General features: G+C 74.2%; 22 protein-coding genes. 5 read left to right on the forward strand and 17 right to left on the reverse strand.

Annotation, left to right across the window (positions count from 1 at the left end; translation table 11 throughout):
- The first annotated feature begins 73 nt into the window (after positions 1-73).
- Together IF73_RS0114680 and IF73_RS0114685 are read left to right on the forward strand one after the other, a co-directional pair.
- On the forward strand, positions 74-994 hold the full coding sequence (locus IF73_RS0114680) for a GNAT family N-acetyltransferase (protein WP_031007643.1): 921 nt from the start codon (positions 74-76) through the stop codon (positions 992-994).
- Complete coding sequence (locus IF73_RS0114685; RefSeq protein WP_031007646.1) at positions 975-1,457, forward strand: DUF402 domain-containing protein; 483 nt, start codon at positions 975-977, stop codon at positions 1,455-1,457. Before IF73_RS0114680 ends, IF73_RS0114685 begins: the two co-directional genes overlap by 20 nt.
- Here IF73_RS0114685 and IF73_RS0114690 read toward each other — a convergent pair.
- The 4 genes from IF73_RS0114690 to IF73_RS0114705 all read right to left on the reverse strand — a co-directional run bounded on the left by IF73_RS0114690 (position 1,454) and on the right by IF73_RS0114705 (position 5,030).
- On the reverse strand, positions 1,454-1,903 hold the full coding sequence (locus tag IF73_RS0114690) for a DUF6299 family protein (protein WP_031007656.1): 450 nt from the start codon (positions 1,901-1,903) through the stop codon (positions 1,454-1,456). The two genes, IF73_RS0114685 and IF73_RS0114690, sit on opposite strands and share 4 nt — an antisense overlap.
- A gap of 143 nt (positions 1,904-2,046) precedes the next feature.
- Complete coding sequence (locus IF73_RS0114695; protein ID WP_031007658.1) at positions 2,047-3,540, reverse strand: tripartite tricarboxylate transporter permease; 1,494 nt, start codon at positions 3,538-3,540, stop codon at positions 2,047-2,049.
- A 3-nt stretch (positions 3,541-3,543) separates the two neighbouring features.
- The gene (locus tag IF73_RS0114700; RefSeq protein ID WP_031007661.1) at positions 3,544-4,050 is read right to left on the reverse strand and encodes a tripartite tricarboxylate transporter TctB family protein; all 507 of its coding nucleotides are present in this window, start codon (positions 4,048-4,050) and stop codon (positions 3,544-3,546) included.
- Complete coding sequence (locus tag IF73_RS0114705; RefSeq protein WP_031007663.1) at positions 4,047-5,030, reverse strand: Bug family tripartite tricarboxylate transporter substrate binding protein; 984 nt, start codon at positions 5,028-5,030, stop codon at positions 4,047-4,049. Before IF73_RS0114705 ends, IF73_RS0114700 begins: the two co-directional genes overlap by 4 nt.
- 150 nt (positions 5,031-5,180) lie before the next feature.
- Between IF73_RS0114705 and IF73_RS0114710 the strand changes: the two genes are divergently transcribed.
- Entirely contained in the window at positions 5,181-5,849 is a 669-nt protein-coding gene (locus tag IF73_RS0114710; protein ID WP_031007664.1) for a response regulator, read from the forward strand.
- A gap of 158 nt (positions 5,850-6,007) precedes the next feature.
- On the forward strand, positions 6,008-6,964 hold the full coding sequence (locus tag IF73_RS0114715) for a lytic polysaccharide monooxygenase auxiliary activity family 9 protein (RefSeq protein ID WP_031007666.1): 957 nt from the start codon (positions 6,008-6,010) through the stop codon (positions 6,962-6,964).
- Between the two features lie 11 nt (positions 6,965-6,975).
- Here IF73_RS0114715 and IF73_RS0114720 read toward each other — a convergent pair whose 3' ends face one another.
- The 3 genes from IF73_RS0114720 to IF73_RS0114730 form a co-directional block, all read right to left on the reverse strand.
- On the reverse strand, positions 6,976-7,833 hold the full coding sequence (locus tag IF73_RS0114720) for an esterase/lipase family protein (protein ID WP_031007668.1): 858 nt from the start codon (positions 7,831-7,833) through the stop codon (positions 6,976-6,978).
- A gap of 167 nt (positions 7,834-8,000) precedes the next feature.
- Entirely contained in the window at positions 8,001-8,957 is a 957-nt protein-coding gene (locus tag IF73_RS0114725) for a DNA polymerase Y family protein (protein ID WP_031007670.1), read from the reverse strand.
- Positions 8,954-12,397, reverse strand: a complete 3,444-nt coding sequence (locus IF73_RS0114730) for a DNA polymerase III subunit alpha (RefSeq protein WP_031007673.1) — start codon at positions 12,395-12,397, stop codon at positions 8,954-8,956. The genes IF73_RS0114725 and IF73_RS0114730 overlap by 4 nt, the downstream gene beginning before the upstream one ends.
- Before the next feature lie 190 nt (positions 12,398-12,587).
- Between IF73_RS0114730 and IF73_RS0114735 the strand changes: the two genes are divergently transcribed.
- Positions 12,588-13,625 (forward strand): membrane protein, encoded by a 1,038-nt coding sequence (locus IF73_RS0114735; RefSeq protein ID WP_037879216.1) that lies wholly within the window; start codon positions 12,588-12,590, stop codon positions 13,623-13,625.
- Between the two features lie 60 nt (positions 13,626-13,685).
- On the opposite strand, the gene adhE is transcribed toward IF73_RS0114735, so the two are convergent.
- The 10 genes from adhE to IF73_RS0114785 form a co-directional block, all read right to left on the reverse strand.
- Entirely contained in the window at positions 13,686-16,280 is a 2,595-nt protein-coding gene (adhE, locus tag IF73_RS0114740) for a bifunctional acetaldehyde-CoA/alcohol dehydrogenase (protein ID WP_031007676.1), read from the reverse strand.
- Between the two features lie 179 nt (positions 16,281-16,459).
- A complete protein-coding gene (locus IF73_RS0114745) occupies positions 16,460-17,314 on the reverse strand; it encodes a S1 family peptidase (protein WP_031007677.1) in 855 nt (284 codons plus the stop codon).
- Between the two features lie 204 nt (positions 17,315-17,518).
- Positions 17,519-18,331, reverse strand: coding sequence for a DUF1684 domain-containing protein (locus tag IF73_RS0114750; RefSeq protein ID WP_031007679.1), 813 nt, complete (start codon positions 18,329-18,331; stop codon positions 17,519-17,521).
- Positions 18,328-19,647, reverse strand: coding sequence for an NtaA/DmoA family FMN-dependent monooxygenase (locus IF73_RS0114755; RefSeq protein ID WP_031007680.1), 1,320 nt, complete (start codon positions 19,645-19,647; stop codon positions 18,328-18,330). The genes IF73_RS0114750 and IF73_RS0114755 overlap by 4 nt, the downstream gene beginning before the upstream one ends.
- Positions 19,644-20,660, reverse strand: coding sequence for an LLM class flavin-dependent oxidoreductase (locus tag IF73_RS0114760; protein ID WP_031007681.1), 1,017 nt, complete (start codon positions 20,658-20,660; stop codon positions 19,644-19,646). Before IF73_RS0114760 ends, IF73_RS0114755 begins: the two co-directional genes overlap by 4 nt.
- A gap of 52 nt (positions 20,661-20,712) precedes the next feature.
- Positions 20,713-21,684, reverse strand: a complete 972-nt coding sequence (locus tag IF73_RS0114765) for an ABC transporter substrate-binding protein (protein ID WP_031007682.1) — start codon at positions 21,682-21,684, stop codon at positions 20,713-20,715.
- 31 nt (positions 21,685-21,715) lie between these two features.
- Positions 21,716-22,504: an amino acid ABC transporter ATP-binding protein gene (locus IF73_RS0114770; RefSeq protein ID WP_031007683.1), complete on the reverse strand. Its 789-nt coding sequence runs from the start codon at positions 22,502-22,504 to the stop codon at positions 21,716-21,718.
- Complete coding sequence (locus IF73_RS0114775; protein ID WP_031007684.1) at positions 22,501-23,388, reverse strand: amino acid ABC transporter permease; 888 nt, start codon at positions 23,386-23,388, stop codon at positions 22,501-22,503. The genes IF73_RS0114770 and IF73_RS0114775 overlap by 4 nt, the downstream gene beginning before the upstream one ends.
- Entirely contained in the window at positions 23,372-25,243 is a 1,872-nt protein-coding gene (locus IF73_RS0114780) for an FAD/NAD(P)-binding protein (protein ID WP_031007685.1), read from the reverse strand. Before IF73_RS0114780 ends, IF73_RS0114775 begins: the two co-directional genes overlap by 17 nt.
- Positions 25,240-26,115: an amino acid ABC transporter permease gene (locus tag IF73_RS0114785; protein WP_031007686.1), complete on the reverse strand. Its 876-nt coding sequence runs from the start codon at positions 26,113-26,115 to the stop codon at positions 25,240-25,242. Before IF73_RS0114785 ends, IF73_RS0114780 begins: the two co-directional genes overlap by 4 nt.
- Positions 26,116-26,118: the final 3 nt, after the last annotated feature.

Genomic DNA, 26,118 nt, shown 5'->3' on the forward strand with positions numbered 1-26,118 from the left:
CCGCCCGATTCTGCCCCCACCCCGCCGGAAAATGGGAGGCGGCGGCGCGGCCCCGGCCGTAGCGTGCGGCCCCATGACTGTCATCGTCCGTGACGTACGGCCCGAGGACGCCGAGGGCTTCGCCCGCGTCCGGCGCGCGGCCGTCCCCTTCATGCTGGCCACCGCGGAGCAGGTGGCCTTCGACTGGGCGCACGCCCATCCCGAGGCCCACTCCCGGCCGCTCGTCGCCGTGACGGAGGACGGGGAGGTGATCGGGACGGCCCAGGTGGGCATCGCCCACGACGCCCCGCGACCGGGGGTCGGCTACCTCAACGTGTACGTGCACCCGGACCGCCAGGGGCTCGGCGCGGGGACGCTCCTGGTGCGCACGGCCGAGGAGTACCTGGCCGAGCGGGGCGCGACGGTGCTGTACGGCTGGGCCATGGACGAGCCGTCGAACCGTGCCTACGCCGAGCGGCGGGGGGACACGGCGAGCCGTACCGCGCACTTCCTGCGACTCGACCTGACGGCGGGGCTGCCGCCGCTCCAGGCGCCGCCGGCCGGTGTCCGGCTGCTGACGGCCGAGGAGTTCGCGGCCGACCCGCGGCCGCTCTTCGAGCTGGACGCGGTGACCACCGCCGACGAGCCGGGGGACGTGGGGACGGAGCTGGACGACTACGACCACTGGCTGGAGACCACCTGGAACCACCCGCTGTTCGACCGGGCGCTGACGATGGTGGCGGTGGTGGACGGGGTGCCGGCCGCGTTCAGCGCGGCGCGGACCGACGGCCTCGGCCGGTACGCGACGGGGATGACGGGGACGGCCCCGGACTTCCGCGGCCGCGGGCTCGCCAAGCTCGCCAAGAACGCGTCGCTGCACCGGGCGCGGGCGGCCGGCTGTGTGGAGGCGTTCACCGGGAACGACGCGGGGAACGGGCCGATGCTGGCGATCAACGAGTGGTTCGGGTACGCGATCGGGGCGACGGAGGTGCGCTATGTCCGGGCGCTCGGTTGAGGTGGCGCTGTGGAAGGCGGGGCGGCTGAAGATCCGCTATCCCGCCGAGGTGCTGGCGGAGACGGCGACGCGGCGCTCGGTGCGGGCGCCGTGGGCGGCGGAGGGGGTGCGGGACTTCGGCTTCGTGCGCTTCGAGCCGGGTGACGTCTTCGTCGAGCACTACTGGTCCGACCGCTGGTTCTCCGTGAAGGAGGTGTGGTCGGCGGAGGGCGGGCTCAAGGGCTGGTACTGCGACATCACCCGGCCGGCCGAGTTCGGGGCGGCCGGGGTGACGGTCGAGGACCTGGACCTGGACCTGTGGGTGTCGGCGGACGGCAGCGAGGTGCTCCGGCTCGACGAGGACGAGTTCGCGGCGAGCGGTCTGGCCGTCTCCGATCCGGAGGCGGCCGAGCGGGCCGTGGCCGCCCTCGACGAGCTGGAACGACTGGGCCGCAGGGGTCTGGTGGCCCTCCTGGACGGCTAGTTCAGGGTGACGCGGGCGTCCTCCATGGCGAGGAAGCCGGGGGTGGGGAGGCCGAGGTCGCCCTGGGGGGTGAGCTGCATGAGGGTGGCCTCGACGCCGGCCTCGCCCGGCTGGTAGGCGGGTTCCTTCACGACCGCGGTGTTGGTCCAGGTGCGGAGCAGGCCGTCGCAGACGGCGCGGGTGCCGCCGATGCCGACGGAACGGTCCTGCTGGCGGAGGGTGGAGCTGACGAAGACGGGGCCGGCGCTGTCGTCGAGGCAGCGGTAGGTGCCGGAGAGGGTGACCGAGCCGTCGGCGCCGAGGAGTCCGGCCGAGTCGACCGTGAGGAGGTTCGCGTGACGTGCGGCCGGGTCGGCCGTACGGCCGTCCGCCCCGCCCGCGTGGGCGAGGGGGGCGGCGGCCGCGGCGAGGAGCGCGGTGGCGGCGAGGGCGAGTCGGACGCGCATGGGTGTCCCTTCGGGGGTGGGGGGAGACTTCGCCCGCCAGGGATACCGGATCCGGTCGCCCGTTGTCCGAAACTCACTCCTTCATCGGCGCGTTGGGCCCGACGTCACCCCGATCGTCGTACCGTCGTACGCCCCGGAACGGGTCAGGCGGCGGTACGGCGGCGGGTCACCGCCTTCCGCAGCAGCGGCCACCCGAGCAGGAGCAGCACGACCGCGTAGACGGTCACCGAGAACGGGGTGTTCACCAGGCCGGTGACGGAGCCGTCGCTGATCTGCAGGGCGCGGCGGAGCTGCTGCTCGGCGGCCGGGCCGAGGATGACGCCGATGACCGCCGGCAGCACCGGCAGGCCGTAGCGGCGCATGCCGAGGCCGAGGAGGCCGACCACCAGGAGGACGACCAGGTCGAGGGCCTCGCCGCCGACCGCGTACGCGCCGACGGCGGCGAAGAACAGGATGCCGGCGTAGAGGTACGGACGCGGGATGCGCAGCAGCTTCGCCCAGACGGGCGCGAGCGGCAGGTTGAGCGCGAGCAGCAGGACCATGCCGACGAAGAGCGAGGCGATCAGGCCCCACACCAGCTCGGGCTCCCGCTCGAAGAGCAGCGGTCCCGGCTGGATGCCGTACTGCTGGAAGGCGGCGAGCATCACCGCGGCGACCGCGGTCGTCGGCAGCCCGAGCGTCAGCATGGAGACGAGGGTGCCGGCGGCGGAGGCGGAGGCGGCCGACTCGGGTCCGGCGACGCCCTCGATGGCGCCCTTCCCGAACTGCTCAGGGTGCTTCGAGAGCCGCTTCTCCGTGACGTACGACAGGAAGGTCGGGATCTCGGCGCCGCCGGCCGGGACGGCGCCGAACGGGAAGCCGATGAACGGGCCGCGCAGCCACGGCTTCCAGGTCCGCCGCACGTCCTCGCGGCCCAGCCAGGGGCGGCCCACCGGGACCGGCCGGCCGGCCGTGCGGCGCAGATGGGCGGCGACCCACAGGGCCTCGCCGATGGCGAAGAGGCCGACGGCGACGATGACGACGTCGATGCCGTCGGCGAGCTGGAGCGAGCCGAAGGTGAGCCGCTGCTGGCCGGTGAGCTGGTCGAGGCCGACCAGGCCGAGGGTGAGGCCGATGAGCAGGGAGGCGATCCCGCGGACCCGGGAGGAGCCGAGGACCGAGGTCACCGCGATGAAGGCGAGGACCATCAGGGCGAAGTAGTCGGGCGCGCCGATGCCGACGGCGAGGGCGGCGACCGCCGGGGCGAGGGCGACCAGCAGGATCGTGCCGATCATGCCGCCGGTGAAGTGGCCGATCGCGGCGGCGGCGAGCGCCTGCGCGCCGCGCCCCGCCCGGGCCATCGGATGGCCCTCCAGGGCGGCGACGACGGCCGCGCTCTCGCCCGGGGTGTTCAGCAGGATCGAGGTGGTGGAGCCGCCGAACATGGCGCCGTAGTAGATGCCGGCGAACATGATGAACGCGCCGGTCGGTTCGAGGCCGTAGGTCACCGGGAGCAGCAGGGCGACGGCCATGGCGGGGCCGATGCCGGGCAGCACGCCGATCGCGGTGCCGAGGAGCACGCCGACGGCGGCCCACAGCAGGTTGACCGGGGTGAGGGCGGTCCCGAAGCCGTCCATCAGGGAGGTCAGGGATTCCATGGGTCAGAGCACTCCCATCAGCGGCCCGCCGGGCAGCGGAACGCCCAGCAGGCGGTCGAAGACGCCGTAGGTGAGGAGGGAGAGGACGGCCGCGATCAGCGGGTCGCGGGCGGGGTGGCGGCTGCCGAGGGCGTAGGCCGCGCCCCAGAAGAGGAGGGCGCCGGAGACCGGGAAGCCCAGCGGGCCGATGAGGACGGCGAAGCCGAGGAAGACGCCGACGAGCAGCAGGACGGTGCGCCAGTCGGCCGGGGCGTCGAGGTCGATGTCCTCGCCGCCCTCGGCCTCGCCGCGGCCGCCGCGGAGCACGTCGAGGGCGAGCAGGACGGCGACGACGAGGAGGCCGCAGCCGACCACGAGGGGGACGGTGGCGGGGCCGACGGGGCCGCGGGCGGTGACGTCGACGTCGAGGGTGAGGGCGTCGGTGAGGACGAGGACGCCGAGGAGGAGCAGCAGGGCGCTGACGCCGAGTTCGGAGCGGTCGCGCAGCCGGGAGGAGGTGGGGGTGGTCACAGTCCGAGCTCCTTCAGCACCGTGTCGACGCGGGTGTTCTGCGCGGTCAGGAAGGCGCCGAACTCCTCGCCGGGCAGGAAGGCGTCGGTCCAGCCGTGGGTCTTCAGGGACTCGCGCCACTGGGGCGAGTCGTGCAGCTTCGTGACGAGGGTGACCAGCCGGTCCCGCTCGGCGTCGGTGAGCCCGGGCGGGGCGACGATGCCGCGCCAGTTGGTGAACTCGGTGTCGAGGCCGGCCTCGCGCAGGGTGGGGGCGTCGAGGCCGGGGACCCGCTCGGCGCCGGTGACGGCGAGCAGCCGCAGCTCGCCGGCCTTGATCTGGTCGAGGTACTCGCCGACGCCGGAGACGCCGAAGGCGACCTTGGAGCCGAGGATGGAGGCGAGGAGTTCGCCGCCGCCGTCGAAGGGGATGTAGTTGACGTCCTTCGGCGGGATGCCGGCGGCCTGGGCCATCAGCATCGGCGCGAGGTGGTCGGGGCCGCCGGGCGAGGAGCCGCCGCCGACGGGCAGTTTGCCGGGGTCCTTCTTCCAGGCCGCGAGCAGCTCCTGGAGGGTGGTGTACGGGGAGTCCTTGGAGACCACGACGATGTCCTGCTCCTCGGTGAGCCGGGCGATCGGGGTGGTGTCGGCGAGGGTGCGGGGGGTCTTGTTGGTGTGGACGGCGCCGACGACGCCGAGCCCCATCGACATGGCGACGCGGCCGTCGCCGCGTTCGCCGACGAGCCGGGTGAGGCCGACGGTGCCGCCCGCGCCGGGCAGGTTGAAGACCTCGATGTCGCCGGTGAGACCGGCTTCCTCGGCGTTCTTCGCCGCCGTGCGGGCGGTGATGTCGTAGCCGCCGCCGGGCGTGTTGGGGACCATGAACCGCAGGCCGGGTATGTCGGTGCCGGTGCCGGAGCCGCTGCCCGGGGTGAGCAGCGGCGGCCCCACGAGCACCAGCAGCGCCGCCCCGAGCAGGGCGAAGGGGGTGCGAAGACGCACGAGGCCGCCTCTCGGTGGTTGGGGGTGGGTTCCCGGGCGGGCCCGGGACGGGTGAAGTGGGCCACATGTTGCCCGCGCGTGAGGAAGCTGTCGCGCTTCCGCAACCAACGGACGTTGTGGTCCTTGTGGTCGCGACCTACCGTGTCCGGCGTGACGAAGGTGCTGGTGGTCGACGACGACTTCATGGTGGCCAAGCTGCACAGCCGCTATGTGTCGGCCGTGCCGGGCTTCTCCGTCGTCGGTGTCGCGCACACCGGCGCGGAGGCGCTGCGCGCCGCCCACCGGCTCCGTCCCGACCTGCTGCTGCTCGACATCTTCCTGCCGGACATGGACGGCATCGGGGTGCTGCGCGAGCTGCGGGGGGCCGGTCTGGCGACGGACGCGCTCTTCATCACGGCGGCGCGGGACGCGGGCATGGTCCGGGCGGCGCTGCGGGCCGGGGCCCTGCACTATCTGATCAAGCCCTTCAACCAGGCGGCGCTCCACGAGCAGCTGCGGCACGTGGCCTCGCTGCGGAGCCGGCTGGACGGTCTGGACGAGGCGCGGCAGGAGGACGTGGACCAGATCTTCGGCACCCGTCCGCGCGGCTCCCGCGAGCTGCCGAAGGGGCTCGCGGCGCACACGGCGGAGCTGGTGGAGGGCATCCTGCGCGCCCATCCCGAGGGCCTGTCGGCGACGGAGTGCGCGGAGGCGGGCTCGCTCTCCCGGGTCAGCGCCCGGCGCTATCTGGAGCACTTCGCGGCCACGGGCCGCGCCGAGGTGACCCTCCGCTACGGGGGCACGGGCCGGCCGGAGCGGCGGTACCGGCCGGCGGGCTGAGGCGGGCCGGCTCCGCTTCCTGAGGCGGCTCTTTCGTGCGCCTTAAAGCGGCCCTAAGAATCGCCTTCTCCCCTTCTCCGGGGCCTTCCTGGGCGATTCCGGGGGCTAGCGTGCGGGTCACCCCCCACACCCCACCCTCGTCCCAGGAGTGTCCCCCCATGACGTCTCGTCGTACGGCCGCGGTCGCCGGCACCGCTCTGGTCCTCGCCGGGTTCGCCGGCGCGCCCGCCTTCGCGCACGGTTCGATGACGGACCCGGTGAGCCGGGTCGCGGCCTGTTACGCGGAGGGGCCCGAGTCGCCGTCGTCGGCGGCGTGCCGGGCGGCGGTGGCGGCGAGCGGGCCGCAGGCGTTCTACGACTGGAACGCGGTGAACATCGCGGACGCGGCCGGCCGGCACCGGGACCTGATCCCGGACGGGAAGCTGTGCAGCGCGGGCAACGACAAGTACCGCGGCCTGGACCTGCCCCGGGCGGACTGGCCGTCGTCGCCGCTGACGCCCGGGAAGCACATCTTCCGCTACCAGGGGACGGCGCCGCACAGGGGCACGTTCGCGCTGTACGTGACGAAGGACGGCTACGACCCGTCCGCGCCGCTGAGGTGGTCGGACCTGGAGGAGCGGCCGTTCCTGACGGTGACCGACCCGGGGATGCGGGGCGGCGACTACGTCTTCGAGGGGACGGTGCCGGAGAAGTCGGGCCGCCACCTGATCTACTCGATCTGGCAGCGGTCCGACTCCCCCGAGGCGTTCTACACCTGCTCCGACGTGGTCTTCGGCGGGGAGCGGGAGAACCAGGAGCAGACGGGCGGGGGCACGACGGCCCCGGCGCCCACGGCCGCGCCGGCGCCCACGGCCGCGTCGACGCCCACGGCCGCGCCTGCCCACACGCACGCGCACACGGCTACGGCCTCCGCGGCGCCGAGCACCGCGGCCCCCGTCCCGGCCGCCCCCGCGTCCGACGCCCCGGCTCCGGCCCCCGCCCCCGCCGGTGCGGCCGTCGAGCTGGCCGAGACCGGTGGGGGCGGGGCCACGCCGTACCTCGCGCTGGGCGGTGCCGGTGTGCTGGCGGCCGGCGCGGCGGTGCTGTTCCGGGCGACCCGGCGGCGTACCCGCTAGCGGGTGCCGGGCTAGCCGATCACCGACAGGCAGGTGGTCGGGGTGGCGTGGGCCGGGTCGAGGGCGTTGGCCACCTCGTGGAAGGCGATCCGGTCCACCGTGCCGATGGTCACGTGCTCGGAGAGGTCGAGGGCGCACTTGTCCTGGAGCAGGACGTTGGTGACGTTCGGCCCCGAGAGGAACTGCGAGCGGTACGGGGTGACGACCTGGTCGTACTGGGTCGCGATGACGTGGTAGCGGACGCCGGGCACGGTGTCGCCGCCCTCGTTGAGCCTGGTCAGGAAGGCGGAGCCGGCGATCTGGTCGGCGAGGCCCGGGGTGTTCGCCTTGATGAGGTCCTCGGCGCCGGGGAAGTACGGCAGCAGCTTCGTGAGGCCGAGCAGGGTGGTGCCGTGGTTGTCGGGGGCGATGCCGACGAGCGCGTTCACCTTCTCGGCCCCGCCGAGGAACTTGAGGTACCAGCGGGGCATCATGCCGCCCTGCGAGTGGCCGACGAGGTCGGCCTCGGGGGCGCCGGTGGCGGCGAGGACCCGGTCGACGAAGGCGTCGAGCTGGCCGGCGGACCGCTCGATGGGGCCGAGGCCGTGGAAGAAGGGCACGTTCGGCAGCTGCCCGTAGTCGAGCGAGTAGACGCAGTAGCCCCGGTTCACCAGGTAGGGGGCGAGGGCGAGCCAGTTGTCGATCGAGTTCCCGAGGGTTCCGTGGACGAGGACGACCGGGCGGGGGTGGGCGGCGGAGGGCTTGCAGCTCCAGTCGTTCCAGCCACGGTTCGGCTCGGCGGCCTGGGCGGCGGCGGTGGGGGCGAGCACGGCGGCGACCGTCAGGAGCAGGACGGACAGCGCTCTGGCGAGGTGTTTCCAGGGCAGCATCGGGCGATCTCCTTGCGGCTCAAGGGAGGTGGGGGTGGTGTGCCCTGCGGTCCGGACCACAAGTGGGGATGCTCTTCCGGCCACGTTACGCACGGGTGTTACCGGCTGGGAAGTTACGCGTCGGTAAAACCTGTCGCGCCGTCAGCGGTCGCCCGTACGGCGGAGGTTCAGGCCGCCAGGGAGCCCGGCAGGATCGCCCGCGGCCCGAACTTCGCGCGGGCCCGGTCGGCCACCGCCTCGATCCGCCGGGCCTTCTCGTCCGCCGGGTCGAAGGTGAGCTGGTGCGCGGCCCGTTCGGCGGGTCCCAGGCCCTCGGCGCGCAGCGCGACGCCCCGCACCCGGGCCCGCTGGAGGCCGAGGGAGTCGTGGAGCGCGTAGGCGAGGGCGGTGAGCGCCGCGCCGTGGGCGGTCGGTTCGGGCAGGGTGCGGCTCCGGCTGGTGGTGCTCCGGTCGGCGTACCGCACGGTGAGCGCGAGGGACCGGCAGACCTGGGAGTCGGCGCGCAGCCGGGTGCCCAGCTCGGTGGCGAGCGAGAGCAGGGCGCGGCGCTGTTCCGCGCGGTCGAGTTCGTCGTACGGGAAGGAGCGCTCGGCGGCCAGCGACCGGGCGGCGGCGTTCGGGACGACGGGGGTGCGGTCGATGCCCCGGGCCCGCTCCCACAGCTCGCGGCCGGCCTTGGCGCCGACGAGCCGCTGGAGCACGGCGAGCGGGGCGTCGGCGACCCGGCCCACGGAGTCGAGCCCGTAGCCGCAGAGGGTGCGGGCGGTGGTGCGGCCGACGCCGTCGAGCGCGACGACGGGGCGGTCGCGCAGGAAGGCCGCCGGGTCGTCGACGGTGAGGGTGAGGCCGGGGCGGGCCTCGCGGGCGGCCATCCGGGCCAGCATCGGGTTGGGCCCGGCGCCGATGACGCAGTCGGCGCCGTACAGGGCGAGGGCCCGGACGCGGATCACGGCGGCGAGTTCGGCGGGGGTGCGGTCGAAGTAGCGCAGCGCGCCGCGCACGTCGGCGAGCGCCTCGTGCGGCGGGGCGGCCTCCACGACGGGGGTGAACTCGCCGAGCAGGTCGACCAGTCGGGGGAAGAGCGGTTCCGGCGTCTCCTGGCGGAACCGTACGCAGAGGATCATCCGGCGCTCCCCGGGCTGCTGTGCCAGAGCTTCCGCGCCGGGGTGGCGGCGCCCTCCCCGGCGGGCTTGAGGTCGGCCCAGGGGTTCATCTCGTAGCCGGTCCCCATCCGGATGCGGCGGCCGCTGTCGGTGCTCTCCGCGGGGACGGCCGCCTCCTCCGCGAGCCGCTCCCCCACCGCGTCCAGGCCGCCGGAGGCCCGGAGTTCGGCGAGGTCGGCGAGGTTCCAGGCGGCGGAGCCGACGACGCTGACGCTGCGCGGGCCGCGCCGCTGCACCACGCCCCTGACCAGGAGCAGCCAGGAGTGGAAGACGGTGTGGGCGCAGCGCTCGTGGGCGTCGTCGAAGAAGGCGAGGTCGACCAGGCCGGTGCCGTCGTCGAGGGTGGTGAAGATGACGCGTTTCCCGGAGCGGATCGGCGGGGTCTGGGTGGCGGCCTTGGCGCCCGCGACCAGGACGGTCTGGCCGTGGACGGCGGAGCGCAGCCGCTCGGCGGAGACGGCGCCGAGTTCGCGGAGGAAGGCGTGGTGGTCGCCCATGAGGTGGCGGGAGGCGTCCATGCCGAGGACGCCGAGTTCGGCGCTGAGGCGCTCCGACTCGTCGAGGTCCGGCAGGCCGACGGGCGCGGTCTTGCGGCCCTGGGCGAGCGGGAGCTGTCCGCCGTAGGAGGCGGCGCCGCGCTGGGTGCGGTGGAGTTCGGTGAGGTGCAGGAGGAGGTCGCGGCGGTTGGCGCCGAAGGCGTCGAGGGCGCCGACCTGGGCGAGGCGTTCGGCGACGGGTTTGCCGGGGCGGGCCCGTTCCCAGAAGTCGAGGAGGGAGGCGTAGGGCTGTCCGGTGGCGATGCGGGCGGACTCGGCCGCGCTGATGCCGTGGACGTCGGTGAGGCCGAGCCGGAGCCCCCACACCGGAGGCTCGTCGGACACCAGTTCGATACGGTGGGCGACCGCCGACCGGTTCACGTCCAGCGGCAGCACCGGCACCCCGCGCCGCCGGGCGTCGGCGAGCAGCAGCCGCTTGGGGTACATGCCGGGGTCGTGGGTGAGCAGCCCGGCGTAGAAGGCGGCCGGGTGGTGGGCCTTGAGCCAGGCCGACTGGTAGGTGGGCACGGCGAAGGCCACCGCGTGCGCCTTGCAGAAGCCGTACGAGCCGAACGCCTCGACGATCTCCCAGGTGCGGGCGACGACCTCGTCCGCGTACCCCCGGCGCTTCGCCAGCTCGGCGAACCACGCCCTGATCCGGCCCTGCGACTCGGGGTGCGAGAGCCCGCGCCGCACCTGGTCGGCCTCGGCCCGGTCGCAGCCGGTCATGATCCGGACGATCTCGATGATCTGCTCGTGGAAGACGACCACGCCGTACGTCTCCTTCAGGGACTCCTCCAGGTCGGGGTGGGGGTAGCGGACGGGGGCGCGGCCGTGCCGGGCCTCGATGAAGGGGCGGACCATGTCGGCGGCGACCGGGCCCGGGCGGAAGAGCGAGATGTCCACGACGAGGTCGTGGAAGGTCGCGGGCTGGAGCCGGCCGACCAGGTCGCGCTGGCCCGGGGACTCGATCTGGAAGCAGCCGAGGGTCTCGGTGGAGCGGATCAGCGCGTACGTGTCGGGGTCGCCGGCCGGGACCGCGTCGAGGTCCGGGCGGGTGCCGGTGGCCCGTTCGACCTCGGCGACGGCGTGGGCCATCGCGGACTGCATGCGCACGCCGAGGACGTCGAGCTTGAGCAGCCCGAGCTCCTCCACGTCGTCCTTGTCGAACTGGGACATCGGGAAGCCCTCGCCGCTGGTGGGCATCACGGGGGTGCGGGTGAGCAGCGAGGCGTCCGAGAGGAGCACGCCGCAGGGGTGCATGGCGATGCCGCGCGGGAGCGCGTCGAGCGCTTCGACCAGTTCCCAGAGGCGGCCGAACTTCTCGCGTTCGCCCGCGAGTTCGCGCAGTTCGGGGAGTTCGTCGAGGGCGGCGAGGGCGTCCCGGGCGCGGATGTGCGGGAACGCCTTGGCGATCCGGTCGGTCTCGGCCGGGTCCAGGGAGAGGGCGGCGCCGACGTCCCGGACGGCGTGGCGGACCCGGTAGGTCTCGGGCATGGAGACGGTGGCGACCCGTTCGGCGCCGAAGCGGCCGATGATCGCCCGGTAGACCTCCAGGCGGCGGGCGGACTCGACGTCGATGTCGATGTCGGGCAGGGCGGTGCGGCGCTTGGAGAGGAAGCGCTCCATGAGCAGGCCGTGCTCGACGGGGTCGGCGTGGGCGATGCCGAGGAGGTGGTTGACGAGGGAGCCGGCGCCGGAGCCGCGGGCGGCCACCCGGATCCCCATCCCCTTCACGTCGTCGACGACCTGGGCGACCGTCAGGAAGTAGGTGGCGAAGCCGTGGTGGGCGATGATGTCGAGCTCGCGGTGCATCCGGTCCCAGTAGGCGCCCCGCCGCTCGTACCCCTTGAGGACCATGCCGGCGGCGGCCCGGGAGGCGAGGACGCGCTGGGCGGTGCGGTGCGCGGCGCCGACGAGGTGCGGCTCGGGGAAGTGGGCGGACCCGATGCCGAGGTCGTCCTCGGGGTCGACCAGGCAGGCGGCGGCGGTCTCGGCGGTCCGGTCGAGCAGTCGGCGGGCGGCGTCGGGGCGGAAGCCGGCGGCCTCGACGATCCGCTCGGCGGCGGCGGTCATCGCGGCGGCGTCCTTGAGCCACGCCTCACCGCTGTCGAGGCCCTTGCGGGGGTCGACGGGGACGAGCCGGCGGGCGGCGTCGAGGACGTCGGCGACCGGGCCCTGGCCGGGGTCGGCGTAGCGGACGGCGTTGGTGAGGACGGGCGGGACTCCCTGCTCGGCGGCGAAGCCGACGGTCCGGGCGGCGAGCCGCAGGGAGCCGGGGCCGGTGCCGGGGCGCCCGTGGTCGACGGCGGCGAGGCGGAGCGCGTCGCCGTACCGCTCGCGCCAGGGGGCGAGCAGCCGGGCGGCCCGGTCGGGGCGGCCGGCGGCGAGGGCGCGGCCGACGTCGGAGTCGGGGCCGAGCAGGACGAAGAGGCCGGTGCCGGGGTCGGCGGAGGCGGGCAGCACGGGCCGGCCCTCCCCGGCGCGGGCGTGGGCGGCGGTGACGAGGGCGCAGAGGGAGGCCCAGCCGGCCCGGGAGCGGGCGAGGAAGACGGCCCGGGGCGCGGACTCGTCGACGAAGGCGCCGCCGCGCACGGGCACCCGGCGGGCGGAGGAGGGTCCGTCCGCGGAGCCGGCCGGGGCGGTCAGGGGTTCGTGGGCGAGGTCCACGCCGAAGAGCGGGCGGACGCCCTGCTTCTCGCACGCCCTGGCGAAGCGGACGGCGCCGCCGAGGCTGTCGCGGTCGGTCAGCGCGAGGGCGTCCATGCCCCGCTCGGCGGCGCGGGCGGCGAGGTCGCCGGGGTGGGAGGCGCCGTACCGCAGGGAGTGGCCCGAGGCGGTGTGCAGATGGGTGAAGCCCGTCATGGCGCACCTCCCGCGTTCCTGCTCCGGCGGTGCTTCCGCGCACCGGTATTCGTACAGACGTTCCCACCCCCGCACACCACCCTAGCTCATTTCGAACGCGCGTACGATAAGCGGCGCACGCCTGACCTCCGTCAGCCGTTCGGCCCCTTCCCACCTGCGGAAACACCCCCTCCCCCGGAGCCTGGGGGGCATGAGTCTCGTCGACGAACTGAAAAGCGCCGTCACCCCCCGAGCCGCCCTGCTCGTCCTGGGGGTCTTCGCCCTCCAGCTCCTCTTCATCACCTCGTACGTCGGGGCCCTGCACAACCCGAAGCCCTCGGACGTGCCGTTCGGCGTGGTCGCGCCCTCCCAGGTGTCCGCCACCCTCATGGGCGAGCTGGAGAAGCTGCCCGGCGACCCGCTCGACCCGCGGACGGTCGCCGACGCGGACGAGGCCCGGGACCAGATCCTGAACCGGGAGATCGACGGGGCCCTGATCGTGAACCCCGCGGGCCGCACCGACACCCTGCTCGTCGCCTCCGGCGGCGGCACCGTGCTCTCCTCCGCCCTGGAGAAGATCTTCACCCAGGTCGAGGCGGCGCAGCGGCGGGAGGTGCGGACGGTCGACGTGGCCCCCGCCTCGCCGCAGGACTTCGACGGGCTCTCCGCCTTCTACCTGGTGGTCGGCTGGTGCGTCGGCGGCTACATCTGCGCCGCGATCCTCGCCATCAGCGCCGGCTCCCGGCCGGCCAACCCCGAGCGGGCGATCATCCGGCTCGGCGTCCTCGCCCTCTACTCCGTCCTCGGCGGGCTCGGCGGCGCGGTCATCGTCGGCCCCGTCCTGGGCGCCCTGCCGGGCTCCGTCGCCGCCCTGTGGGGGCTCGGCACCCTGGTCGTCTTCGCCGTCGGCGCCGCCACCCTCGCGCTCCAGTCGGTCTTCGGGATCGTCGGCATCGGCCTGGCGATCCTGCTGGTGGTGGTGCTGGGCAACCCGAGCGCCGGCGGCGCCTTCCCCGCGCCGATGCTGCCGCCGTTCTGGAAGGCGATCGGCCCGGCCCTGCCGCCGGGCGCCGGCACCTGGGCGGCGCGCTCGATCGCGTACTTCAAGGGCAACGACATGACCGCCTCCATGCTGGTGCTCTCCGCCTGGGCGGTGGTCGGCTCGGCGGTCACGCTGGTGCTGGCCTCGCTGAAGCGGAAGCCGGAGGGCGAGCCGGTCGCCGCGGGGCCGGCCGAGGTCAGGAGCTGACGCCCCGGAGACGCGAGGAGGCCCCCGCCGCGGCGGGGGCCTCCTGCGTACCGTCCGGGTCTACGCGCCGTAGTACGCCCGGGTCATCAGCTCCTTCATCTCGTCGATCATCGGCATCCGCGGGTTGGCCGGGGCGCACTGGTCGGCGTAGGCGTTCATCGCCTGCTGCGGCAGGGCCGCCAGGAAGGCCGCCTCGTCGACGCCCTCCTCCCGGAAGGAGGCCGGGATGCCGCAGCGGTCGCGCAGCTCCTCCACGGCCCGGGCGTAGGACTCCACGCCCTCCTCCGGGGTCGCGGCCGGCAGGCCGAGCATCCGCGCGATCTCCTGGTAGCGCTCGGGAGCCCGGTAGGTCTCGGCCTTGGGCCACGGCACGGCCTTGTGGGTCACGGTGCCGTTGTGCCGGATGACGTGCGGCAGGAGCAGCGCGTTGGTGCGGCCGTGGGCGACGTGGAAGGTGTTGCCGAGGGTGTGGGCCATGGCGTGGACCAGGCCGAGGAAGGCGTTGGCGAAGGCCATGCCGGCGATGGTGGACGCGTTGTGCATCCGCTCGCGGGCCTCGGGCGCCTTCGCGCCCCGCGTCACACAGGTCTCCAGGTTCTCGAAGACCAGCCGGATGGCCTGGAGGCACTGGCCGTCGGTGAAGTCGTTGGCGTAGGCCGAGACGTACGCCTCGGTGGCGTGGGTCAGGGCGTCGAAGCCGGAGTCGGCGGTGACGGTCGGCGGGAGGTGCAGCGGGAGCACCGGGTCGACGATGGCCACGTCCGGGGTGAGGGCGTAGTCGGCGAGCGGGTACTTCTGCGCGGCCTCCGGGTCGGAGATGACGGCGAAGGGGGTGACCTCGCTGCCGGTGCCGGAGGTGGTCGGGATCGCGACCAGCTTCGCCTTCTCGCCGAGCTTCGGGAACCGGTAGGCCCGCTTGCGGATGTCGAAGAACTTCTCCCTGGTGTCCGCGAACTCGACCTCGGGCCGCTCGTACATCAGCCACATGATCTTCGCCGCGTCCATCGGGGAGCCGCCGCCGAGCGCGACGATGGTGTCCGGCCGGAAGTCGCGCATGGCGGCGGCGCCGGCCCGGACGGTGGCGAGCGCGGGGTTGGGCTCGACGTCGTCGACGACCTGGATCGCGACCGGCTCGGGGCGGCCGTTCAGGATGTCGGTGACCTTCTGGACGAGGCCGATCTCGCCCATGGTCCGGTCGGTGACGATCGTGACCCGCTTCAGGCCCTCCATCTCGCCGAGGTAGCGGATGGCGCCCCGCTCGAAGTAGATCTTCGGCGGGATCTTGTACCACTGCATGTTGGTGGTGCGCCGTCCGATCCGCTTGACGTTGATCAGGTCGACCGCGGTGACGTTGTTCGAGACGGAGTTGTGCCCGTAGGAGCCGCAGCCGAGGGTGAGGGAGGGGAGGAAGGCGTTGTAGACGTCGCCGATGCCGCCGAAGGTGGAGGGGGCGTTGACGATGACCCGGATCGCCTTGACCCGCCGGCCGAACTCCTCGGCGAGCGCCTCGTCCTCGGTGTGGACGGCGGCGCTGTGTCCGAGGCCGTGGAACTCGACCATGGCGGCGGCCAGTTCGATGCCCTGCTCGGTGGAGCCGGCCTTGAGGGCGGCGAGGACCGGGGAGAGCTTCTCGCGGGTGAGCGGTTCGTTCTCGCCGACCTCGGCGCACTCGGCGAGGAGGATCGAGGTGCCCTCGGGGACCTCGAAGCCGGCCTGTTCGGCGATCCAGACCGGGGACCTGCCGACGACGGCCGCGTTGAGCTTCGCGCCGCCGCAGTTCGTGCCGTGGGCGGTGACGCCGAAGAGGAACTCCTCCAGCTTGGCCTTCTCGGCGGCGGTGACGACGTGGGCGCCGAGCCGCCGGAACTCGGCGACGCCCTCCTCGTAGATCTCCTCGTCGAGGATGACGGCCTGTTCGGAGGCGCAGATCATGCCGTGGTCGAACGCCTTGGAGAGGACGATGTCGTGGATCGCCCGCCGGAGCTTCGCGTCCTTGGCGACATAGGCGGGGACGTTGCCGGCGCCGACGCCGAGGGCGGGCTTGCCGCAGGAGTAGGCGGCCTCGACCATCGCGTTGCCGCCGGTGGCGAGGATGGTGGAGACGCCCTCGTGGCGCATGAGGAGGCCGGTGGCCTCCATGGAGGGCTCCTCGATCCACTGGACGCAGTCGGCGGGCGCGCCGGCGGCGACGGCCGCGTCGCGGACGATCCGGGCGGCCTCGGCCGAGCAGTTCTGGGCGGAGGGGTGGAAGGCGAAGACGATCGGGTTGCGGGTCTTGAGGGCGATCAGCGCCTTGAAGACGGTCGTCGAGGTGGGGTTGGTGACCGGGGTCATCGCGCAGACGACGCCGACGGGTTCGGCGATCTCGGTGATGCCGCTCAGCTCGTCGCGGCGGATCACTCCGGCGGTCTTCAGTCCGGCCATCGAGTTCGTGACGTGCTCGCAGGCGAAGAGGTTCTTGACGGCCTTGTCCTCGAACAGGCCGCGGCCGGTCTCCTCGACGGCGAGGCGGGCCAGTTCGCCGTGGGCGGCCAGCGCGGCGAGCGACGCCTTCTTCACGATGTGGTCGACCTGGTCCTGGTCGAGGGTCTCGAACTCCGCGAGCGCGCCGAGCGCTCGGCCCACGAGTCCTTCCACCGTCTCCTTGGCCTCCATGACGGGCCTCCTTCACCGGTCCCTGATGTCTTCGTCTCCTCCATTCGACACCCGCCGGCCCGGGAGAAGGGGCGCGGAAAGGCCCTCGTGAGGGGGCCGGAAGTCCCTTTGTGAAGTGATTCACAAGATCTTGGGAGGGGATGCCCCCGGCCGCACCGGCCGGGGGCGATCCGGGCGGGTCAGTAGAGGCTGACCCCGTACTTGGCCAGCGCCTCCGGCACCGGCTGGTAGAACGTGGTGCCGCCGGTCGAGCAGTTGCCGCTGCCGCCGGAGGTGAGGCCGAGCGCCTTGGTGCCGTCGTACAGCGCGCCGCCGGAGTCGCCGGGCTCGGCGCAGACGTTGGTCTGGATCATGCCCTTCACCGTGCCGCCGCCCGAGTAGCGGACGGTGACGTTGAGGCCGGTGACGGTGCCGCTGCGGGTGCCGGTGGTGGAGCCGGACCGCTTGACGGACTCGCCGACGTAGGCGTCGGCGGCGGTGAAGCCGCCGGTGTGGGCGAGCGAGGTGTTGTCGTAGCGCACCAGGGCGTAGTCGTTGCCCGGGAAGCTGGAGCCGACGGTGGCGCCGATCAGGGTGGTCTGGGCGGACGAGGTGTACCAGGTCTTCACCACGTTGCCGCAGTGGCCGGCGGTCAGGAAGTAGTACGTGCTGCCGCTGCGGACGTTGAAGCCGAGCGAACAGCGGTAGCCGCTGCCGTAGATGGCGTCGCCCGCGCCGAGGAGGGGCTTGAAGACGCCGGGGTCGCGCTCGACGCGCAGGGCTCCGGCGTCGCTTCCGGCCGCCGCCCGGAGCTTCGCGAGACCCGCGTCGCCGACGGTCGAGTCGGCGGTGACGACGACCCGACCGGCGGCCCGGTCGACGTACCAGGCCGTGCCGCCGACCCCGGCGGCGTCGACGGCGCGCTCGGCGCGGGCCAGCTGGGCGGCGGAGGCCGGGCCGGGGGCGGGCGCGGCCTGGGCTCCGGGGAGCCCGAGGGCGGTGACGGCCGCGAGTCCGGCGGCGACGGCGAGCAGACGGGTGCGCTTGATCCTCACTGTGCTCCTCACATCCTTCTGGGAAAAGCGGAGGGGGCCCGGGGGGTGAGAGGCCCGTGAGGCGCCGTCAGATGATGTGTCCCTGACATGCACCGCCAGCGATGGTGCCGCCTCCCGGCCCGGCGCACAAGACCGCCGCACCCACCGGTGCCCCGGACACACCGGTCCGGGGCACCCGTCGTCCGGATTGCGGAAGACGGAAGGTCAGGCGGTCAGCACCCGCCGCTCCCCCGCCTCCACGGCGATGTCCAGCGTGTTCCCGGGCGGCGGGAACGGGCAGATGAAGTGGTCCACGAAGGCGCACGGCGGCAGCAGCGCGCGGTTGAGGTCCACCGTCACCGAGCCGTCCTCCGCCGGCGCCGGCGGGCGCAGGAAGCGGAAGCGGAAGGTGGACCGCCCACTGGTGGCGTCCGCGAAGACCGCCCACAGCGTGCCGTCGTCCTCCACCGCCACCTGGAGCGCGTGCACCCGCCCGTCGAGCTCGAAGACCAGCTCGCCGGAGAGCCCGAGCCCGCGCTCCCTGCCGTCCGCGTTCCGCACCCGGACGCTGCGCGCCTCCTCGTACGGCCGGTAGATCCCCGCCACCACCCAGCGCGGGTCGTACGGTGTCGCCTCGATGCCCCGGAAGGCCCGCCGCGCCGCCGAACCGGGGTCGAAGTCCCGTACCGCCCACAGCCCTTCGCGGTGCAGCACCATGATCCGGCGGCCCGCCGCCTCGACCCGGGACTCGTGGATCGGCGCGTGGTCGGCGCCGAGCCGGACGGTGCCCGCGAAGGGCTTGCCGTCGACGGTGAGCCCGTCCTCGGCCACCGCCGTCAGGACCACCGCGTCGCCGTCCTCGCGCCACTCCCCCGGCAGGTCCGGCAGCCGGCCGTCGGGGAAGTCCGCGAGCCAGTGGGTGCCGGTGAGGGAGAGCGGGCCGTACGAGGAGGCCACCGCCGCCTCGCGCTGCTCGTGCCAGTGCCGCCACTCCCCGGCGGCGTCGGTGGTGTCGGTGCTGCTCGTGGGGTCGCTCATGGTGTTCCACCCTTCCACACCGGCGCCGGAAGCCCGAGGTGCGACCGGAGCGTCGTGCCCGTGTACTCCGTACGGAAGACCCCGCGCTCCTGGAGCAGCGGCACCACCCGGTCGACGAAGTCGTCCAGGCCGCCCGGGGTGAGGTGCGGGATCAGGATGAAGCCGTCGGCGGCGTCCGTCGCCACGTGCTCCGCCAGGGCGGCGGCGACCGACTCCGGGGTGCCGACGAAGGAGTGCCGGGCGGTGGCCTCGATGACCGTCTCCCGGAGCGAGAGCCCCTTGGCCTCGGACAGCGCCCGCCAGCGGGCCGCCACCGCGAACGGGTCGGCGATCCGCACCCGGCCCTGGACCAGCGTCGACTCCGGGTCCGGGTCGACGTCCGGGAGCGGCCCGTCCGGGTCGTGGGAGGACAGGTCCCGGCCCCAGACCTGCTCCGCGGCGAGCAGGGCGTTCTGCGGGGAGATCTGCTGCCGGCTGACCAGCGCGGCCTTCTCCCGCGCCTCGGCCTCGGTGTCGCCGAGGACGTAGGTGACCCCCGGCATGATCTTCAGGTCCTCCGGCCGCCGCCCGTACCGGGCGAGCCGCCGCTTGACGTCGGCGTGGAAGGCCCGCCCGGCCTCCGGGGTGGAGTGCCGGGAGAAGACCACGTCGGCGGCGGAGGCGGCGAACTCCCGCCCCTCGTCCGAGTCGCCGGCCTGGATGACGACCGGATGCCCCTGCGGGGGCCGCTCCACCGTGACCTCGCCCTCGATCCGGAAGTGCGTGCCCGCGTGCGCGAAGCGGCGCCGCTCGCCGCCCCCGGGCCAGGAGTCCCACAGCTCGCGGACGGTGGCGACCGCCTCGGCGGCCCGGGTGTACCGGTCGGCCCGGTCCAGGAAGCCGCCGCGCCGGAAGTTCTCGCCGGTGAAGGCGTCCGAGGAGGTGACCACGTTCCAGGCGGCCCGGCCGCCGCTGAGGTGGTCCAGGGAGGCGAGCCGGCGGGCCAGCTCGTAGGGCTCGTTGAAGGTGGCGCTGACCGTGGCGGCCAGGCCGAGCCGGTCGGTGACGGCGGCGAGCGCGTTGAGGACGGTGATCGACTCGGGGCGGCCGACCACGTCGAGGTCGTGGATGCGGCCGCCGTACTCGCGCAGCCGCAGCCCCTCGGCGAGGAAGAAGAAGTCGAAGAGCCCCCGCTCGGCGGTCCGCGCGAGGTGCTCGAAGGAGGAGAAGTCGATCTGCGAGCCGGAGCGCGGATCGGACCACACGGTGGTGGAGTTGACGCCGGGGAAGTGCGCGGCGAGGTGGATCTGCTTCCTGGCCGGCCGGGACTCGGTCACGCGTCGGCTCCCTTCGGTGCGTACTGGCTGGCGGGCCGCGGCAGCCCGAGGCGGTCGCGGAGGGTGGTGCCCTCGTAGGCGGTACGGAACAGGCCCCGGTCCCGCAGCGCGCCGGCCGTCTCCGCGGCGAACCGGGGCAGGTCGCGCCCGGGGACGGCGGGCACGAGGTGGAGGCCGTCGACGGCGCCGCCGCCGTGCCAGTCGGCGGCCTGCCGGGCCAGCGCGGCCGGCCCGCCCGGGTGGGCGTCGAGGTCGGCGGTGACGGTCAGCAGCACCCGCAGCAGCCCCGGGTCGCGGCCGTGCGCCCGGGCGGACCGGTGGAGTTCGGCCCGGAGCGCGGCCGCCTCCTCGGGCGAGGAGGCCCGGATCAGCGCCACGTCGGCGTGGCGGGCGGCGGTCTCCCGGGCGGCGGGGCGGGTGGCGTCGACCACCACGACCGGGTTGCCCTGCGGCGGGCGGGGCACGATCGAGGGGCCCTTGACGGAGAAGGTGGCGCCCTCGAAGCCGACGTGGTGCAGCTTGCGGCGGTCGATGAAGCGGCCGGTGGCCACGTCCCGTATCTCCGCGTCGTCCTCCCAGCTGTCCCACAGCAGCCGGGACACCTCGGCGGTCTCGCTCGCCTCCTGCCAGAGCGCGGCGGTCGGCGGGGCCGGCCGGCGGCCGAAGAGCCGGGCCTCGGCCTCGCCGGGCGAGACGGCGATCCGCCAGCCGGCCCGGCCCCGGCTCACCCAGTCGAGGGTGGCGACCGCGGCCTGGACGTGGAAGGGCTCGGTGTGGGTGGTGGTGACGGTCGGCACCAGGCCGACGGAGCGGGTCTCGGGCGCGATCCGGGCGAGCACGGCGAGCGCGTCGAGCCCCGGCCGGGCGAAGGAGTCGTCGTGGGTGAGGAAGTCGAGCCCGGCGTCCTCGGCGAGCCGGGCGAGCGCCACGGTGTCGGCGAGGGTCCGTGACCCCCCGTCGGGGGGCGCGGGGGCGAGCTCGGCGGCCAGATGGAGCGGTCGTACTCCGGTCATGCGGGGTCCTCGATGCGGTGGTGGCGGTGGTGGTGGCGTCGGTGACGGGCGGTCAGCCGGCGGTCCGGGGCAGGCCCGGCGGGTTGATCTCGGACTTCTGCACGGCCTCGGAGGACAGCCCCCAGCGGTCCAGGACCTTCGCGTAGCTGCCGTTCGCGATGACGTGGTCGAGCGCGGCGGCGTACGCCTCGACGAGGCCGCTGCCCTTCTTCGTGGTGGCGGCGATCTTGCCCTGGAGCCCGGCGCCCGCCCCGGAGAACGTCCCGGCCACCTCGGTCTGCCCGGCGGCGGCCACATGGTGGGCGACGGACGGGTTGGGGCCCAGATAGCCGTCGATGCGGCCGGACTGGAGGGCGAGGTAGTAGTCGGTGGGGTTCTGGAAGTACACGATGTCGACGCCCGCCCGGCCGGCCTGCTCGTTCTCCTTCGACCAGTCGACGAGGATCTTCTCCTGGTTGGTGCCGGAGCCGACCGCGATCTTCTTCCCCGCCACGTCCGCCGGGCCCTTCACGGTCCAGCCGGAGCCCTTCTTCGCCTCGAAGGCGAGGTCGTCACGGCGGTAGGTGGCGAAGTCGTACTTGTCCTTGCGCTCCTCGGTCACCGTGACGTTGGAGAAGACGGCGTCGAACTTGCCGCTGTCGAGGCCGACGAAGAGGTTCTCCCAGGAGACCGCCTGGAAGTCCGGCTTCAGCCCGAGGGTGTCGGCGACCAGGGTGGCGAGGTCGGTCTCGACACCGATGAGGGTCTTGTCGTCGGTGGCGTAGAAGTTGAGCGGCGGCTGCCCGCCGGCGCTCACCCCGATGACGAGGGTGCCTCTCGCCCGGACGGCCTCGGGCACCTTGGCGGCGGCGGCGTCGGCCTTGCCGGTGCGGATCCGGTTCTGGTCCGGGCCGAGGTTCACGCCCCGGCCCTGCTTCCCCTCCGGCTTGATCTCGGTGGCGGGGTCGCCGGTGCCGCAGGCGGTGAGGGCCCCGAGGGCGGTGAGCGCGACGACGGCGGCGAGCAGGTGACGGCGGGTACGCATGACGGACTCCTTGGGTGCTGGGGGGAAAGGGTCAGAGGACCTTGGAGAGGAAGGCGCGGGTGCGCTCGTGCGCGGGGTTGTCGAGGACCTCGGCGGGGGTGCCCCGCTCGACGATCCGGCCCTCGTCCATGAAGACGACGGTGTCGGCGACCTCGCGGGCGAAGCCGATCTCATGGGTGACGACGATCATGGTGGTGCCGGCGGCGGCGAGGTCCCGGATGACGTCGAGGACCTCCCCGACCAGCTCGGGGTCGAGCGCCGAGGTCGGCTCGTCGAAGAGGAGCAGGCCCGGTTCGAGGGCGAGCGCGCGGGCGATGGCGACCCGCTGCTGCTGCCCGCCGGAGAGCTGCCGGGGGTACGCCTCCGCCTTGTCGGCGAGCCCGACCCGGGCGAGCAGCTTCCGGGCCGCCTCCTCGGCCGCCCGGCGGGGGCGGCCGAGCGCGGAGACCGGCGCCTCGGTGATGTTCTCCAGCACGGTGAGGTGCGGGAAGAGGTGGAAGTTCTGGAAGACGAAGCCGATGGCGGTGCGCTGCCGCAGGATCTCCCGCTCGCGCAGCTCGTACAGCCTGTTCCCGGAGCGGCGGTAGCCGACGAGGACGCCGTCGACGCTGACCGAGCCGCCGTCCACCTTCTCCAGGTGGTTGATGGTGCGCAGCAGCGTGGACTTGCCCGAGCCGGACGGACCGAGGACGACGGCGACCTCGCCGTGGGCGACGTCGAGGTCGACGCCGCGCAGGACCTCGGTGGTGCCGAAGCTCTTGCGGACGCCGCGGAGTTCGACCTTGGGGGCGGCGGCGGGCGGGGCGGTGCGGGTGCTCATCGGGTGCTCCCCTTGGCGTAGTGGCGTTCGACGTAGTGCTGGACGACGGAGAGCGCGGTGGTCAGCAGCACGTACCAGACGGTGGCGACCATCAGCAGGGGCACCACCCGGCCGGTGCGGCCATAGACGACCTGGACCTGGTAGAAGAGCTCGCCGATGGCCATGACGGAGACGATCGAGGTGCCCTTGAAGAGCGAGACGATCTCGTTGGCGGCGTTGGGCAGGATGGACCGCATGGCCTGCGGCAGCACGATCCGGCGCAGCCGGCGCAGCCGCGGGATGCCCAGGGAGGCGGCGGCCTCCAGCTGTCCCGGGTCGACGGCGAGGATCCCGCCGCGGACGATCTCGGCGGCGTAGGCGGCCTGGTGGAGGGCGAGGCCGAGGACGGCCGCGCTCATGGCGCCGACCAGGCCCACGGTGTCGAAGGAGTAGAAGCCGGGCCCGAACGGGATGCCGATGCTCAGCTCCTCGTACAGGTAGGCGAGGTTGAACCAGAAGAGGAGCTGGACGATGAGCGGGATGGAGCGGAAGGCCCAGACGTAGCCGAAGGCGACGGCCCGCAGGAAGGGGCTGTCCGAGAGGCGCATGAAGGCGAGCACCACGCCGAGGGCGAAGCCGAGCACGGTGCCGTGGAAGGTCAGCTGGAGGGTGACCCAGACGGCGCGGAGGATCGCGTCGGTGGCGAAGTACCGGGCGAAGACGTCCCATTCCCAGCCGGGGTTGGTGACGAGGCCGTGGCCGAACTGGACGAGCACGACGGCGGTGGCGGCGACGGCGGCCCAGCGCCAGGGGCGGCGGACGGGGACGACGGTCAGGGCGGTGCCGTCGTCGCCGGGCGGAGGGGGCGCGGTCTTCTCGACCGGTGGGTCACTGGTGAGGGCCATGGTGTTCCTCGGTCCTTCGCTGGGGGGCGGGTACGGGCACGAGCGTGCGGGCGGGGGCGGCCGGGCGGCGGGCGTGGTCCCGCAGGAAAGCGAGCGCGGCGCGGGCGGCGGCGTCGTTCTGCGCGAAGGCGAGCCCGCCGGTCCTGGGCCGGGTGAAGCCGCCGCCGGCGCGGGCGGTGGTGTGCGGGCCGAGGGCGATCCGGCGCGGGTGCGGGCGGCCGTCCCGCTGGAGGATCCGCCCGTCGGCGGGGTCGACGGCGAGCAGCCCGCCGGGGGTGGCGCGGGCGCCGTCCTCGTACAGGCCGCGCAGCAGCGGGCTGGCGGTGCCGGTGACGGTGGGGGCGGGCAGCCGGGCCTCGACGAGGGCGCGGGCCTCGGTGACCGCGCCGGGCACGGCGGGCGAGGAGGCCCGGAAGACGCCGTGCCGTTCGTCGGCCTCGACGGTGAGGCGCGGGCCGAGGAAGCGGACGGTGCCGGCCTCGGAGAGGGCGAGCAGCCGGCGCAGCCGGGGGCCGGGCGGGCCGGAGGCGAGGTAGCTGAAGAAGCCGTGCCACCAGCCGTCGGTGTCGATCCGGTCGCCGAGCCGCACGAGCTGCCCGTAGACGGAGAGGACGGCGGCGAAGACGGCGGCGTCGGGGCTGTGGGCGGGGTCGTGGCGGCGCCGCAGGTCGGCGGTGACGTAGTCGCGCAGCACGTCCTGGAGGGCGTCGGCGTCGGGGACGCGGAGGCCGTCGAGGGGGTGGTCGAGGGCGTCGGGGTCGAAGCGGTCGGCCGGGTCGGGGACGGCGGCGGCGACGAGTCCGGCGAGGTCGTGGGCGCCCGGTCCGCCGGGCGCGGCGGCGGCCCAGGCGGCGGCGAAGCCGGCCCAGTCACCGGTGGTGCGTTCGGGGTGGGCGGTGAAGAGGCGGTGGTAGTGGGCCCAGCCGAGCTCGTGGGAGACGTGCGGCCACACGTCGCGCCGGAAGTCGAGCGGCCCGTCCCGGCCGAGCAGGGCGGCGACCCGGTCGGGGCCGAAGAAGCGGGGCAGCGGGGGCCGTTCGCCGTCGAGGGCGTAGCCGAGCTTGGAGTGGTACGGGACGCCCCGGCGGGAGCCGACGTACAGCACCGGCTCCTTCCCGGAGGGCACGTAGACGGGCGCGTCCGCGGTCCCCTCGTAGCGGCCGCCGCGGCCCTCGGTGAGCAGCACCATCAGGTCGACGAAGGCGAGGCCGAAGCCCCGGACGAGGACGGGCTCGCCGGCCGGGAGGGCGGACAGGTCGAGGTCGGCGGTGTGGCCGGGCGGCACGTGGACGAGGCCGTGGCGCTCGGCGAAGCCGGCCAGTTCCCGCTGTTCGGCGTCGGGTTCGGCGTCGAGGTGGCCGAGGGTGAGGACGACGAGGTCGGCGGGGAGCGGGGCGGCGCGGTCGGCGAGCCACACCCGCTGCCGGCCCTCCCGGGGGCCGTCCACCCGCAGGGCGGTGGTGCGGTGTTCGTGGAGGGTGACGGTGGCGGGCAGCGCGTCCCTGGCCCGTTCGTACGCCCAGCGCAGATAGGCGCCCTGCTCGGGGCGGGGGGCGAAGCGGCGGCCGTCCGTGCCGGACCACGCGGCGAGGGTGGGCCCGGGGCGGACCGGTCCTTCGAGGCGCACGGTGTCGTCGGTGAAGACGGTGACGTCCTCGGCCATCGAGTTCATCCAGAGCAGCGGGGACTGGGCGGTGCGCCAGATCCGGCCGGGGCCGGGCGGGTACGGGTCGACCAGGTGGAGGTCGAGCGGCCGGTCGCCGTACAGCTCGGGCAGGGCGGCGGCGAGCCGCTCCAGGAAGCCGGTGCCGCGCGGTCCGGCGCCGACGATCACCAGCGAGGCGGTGCCGCTCATCGGCCGGTCCCGGTGCCGCGCGCGTACCGCTTCTCCACGTAGTGCTGGCCGACGCCGAGGACGGAGGTGACGGCGACGTACCAGAGGGTGGCGACCAGGAGGAGCGGGATGACCTCGTAGGTGCGGTGGTAGACGAGCTGGGTGGAGTAGAGCAGGTCCTGCACGGCGATGACGGAGACGATCGAGGTGCCCTTGAGGGTGCCGATGAGCATGTTCCCGGCGGGCGGGACGATGGCGCGCATGGCCTGCGGGAGCACGATCCGGGTGAAGCGCCGGCGGCGGCCGAGGCCGAGCGCCTGGGCGGCCTCGATCTGGCCGCGGTCGACGGAGAGGATGCCGCCGCGCACCACTTCGGCGGCGTAGGCGGCCTCGTGGAGGGTGAGGCCGAGGACGGCGACGGCGACCGGGCCGAGGAGGTCGACGGTGGAGACGCCGAGGATCCTCGGGTAGAGCATCCCGATGTTGAACCAGAAGAGCAGCTGGACCAGGATCGGGGTGGAGCGGAAGAACCAGACGTAGCCCCAGGCGACCGCGCGCAGCACCGGGTTGGCGGAGAGCCGCAGGGCGGCCAGCAGGGTGCCGAGGGCGAAGCCGAGGACCATGACGGCGGCGGTCAGCCACAGGGTGAGGCCGAGGCCGCGCAGCACGGACGCCGAGGTGAAGTAGCGGGCGACGACGTCCCATTGGAAGGCGTCGTTGCGGACGACCGAGACGAGGCCGAGGCCGAGCAGGACGAGGACGACGGCGGCGGCGGTCCACTGGCCGGTCCTGCGGGCGGGGACGACGACCGGGGCGGCCGGATCGGTCTTCGCCGGGGCGGCGGCCGGTTTCGGGCCGGGGGCTTCGAGGGTGTCGAGGGGTACGGAAGACATGCG

This window comes from Streptomyces sp. NRRL F-5727 (assembly GCF_000719555.1).
In the GTDB taxonomy this organism is placed as follows: domain Bacteria; phylum Actinomycetota; class Actinomycetes; order Streptomycetales; family Streptomycetaceae; genus Streptomyces.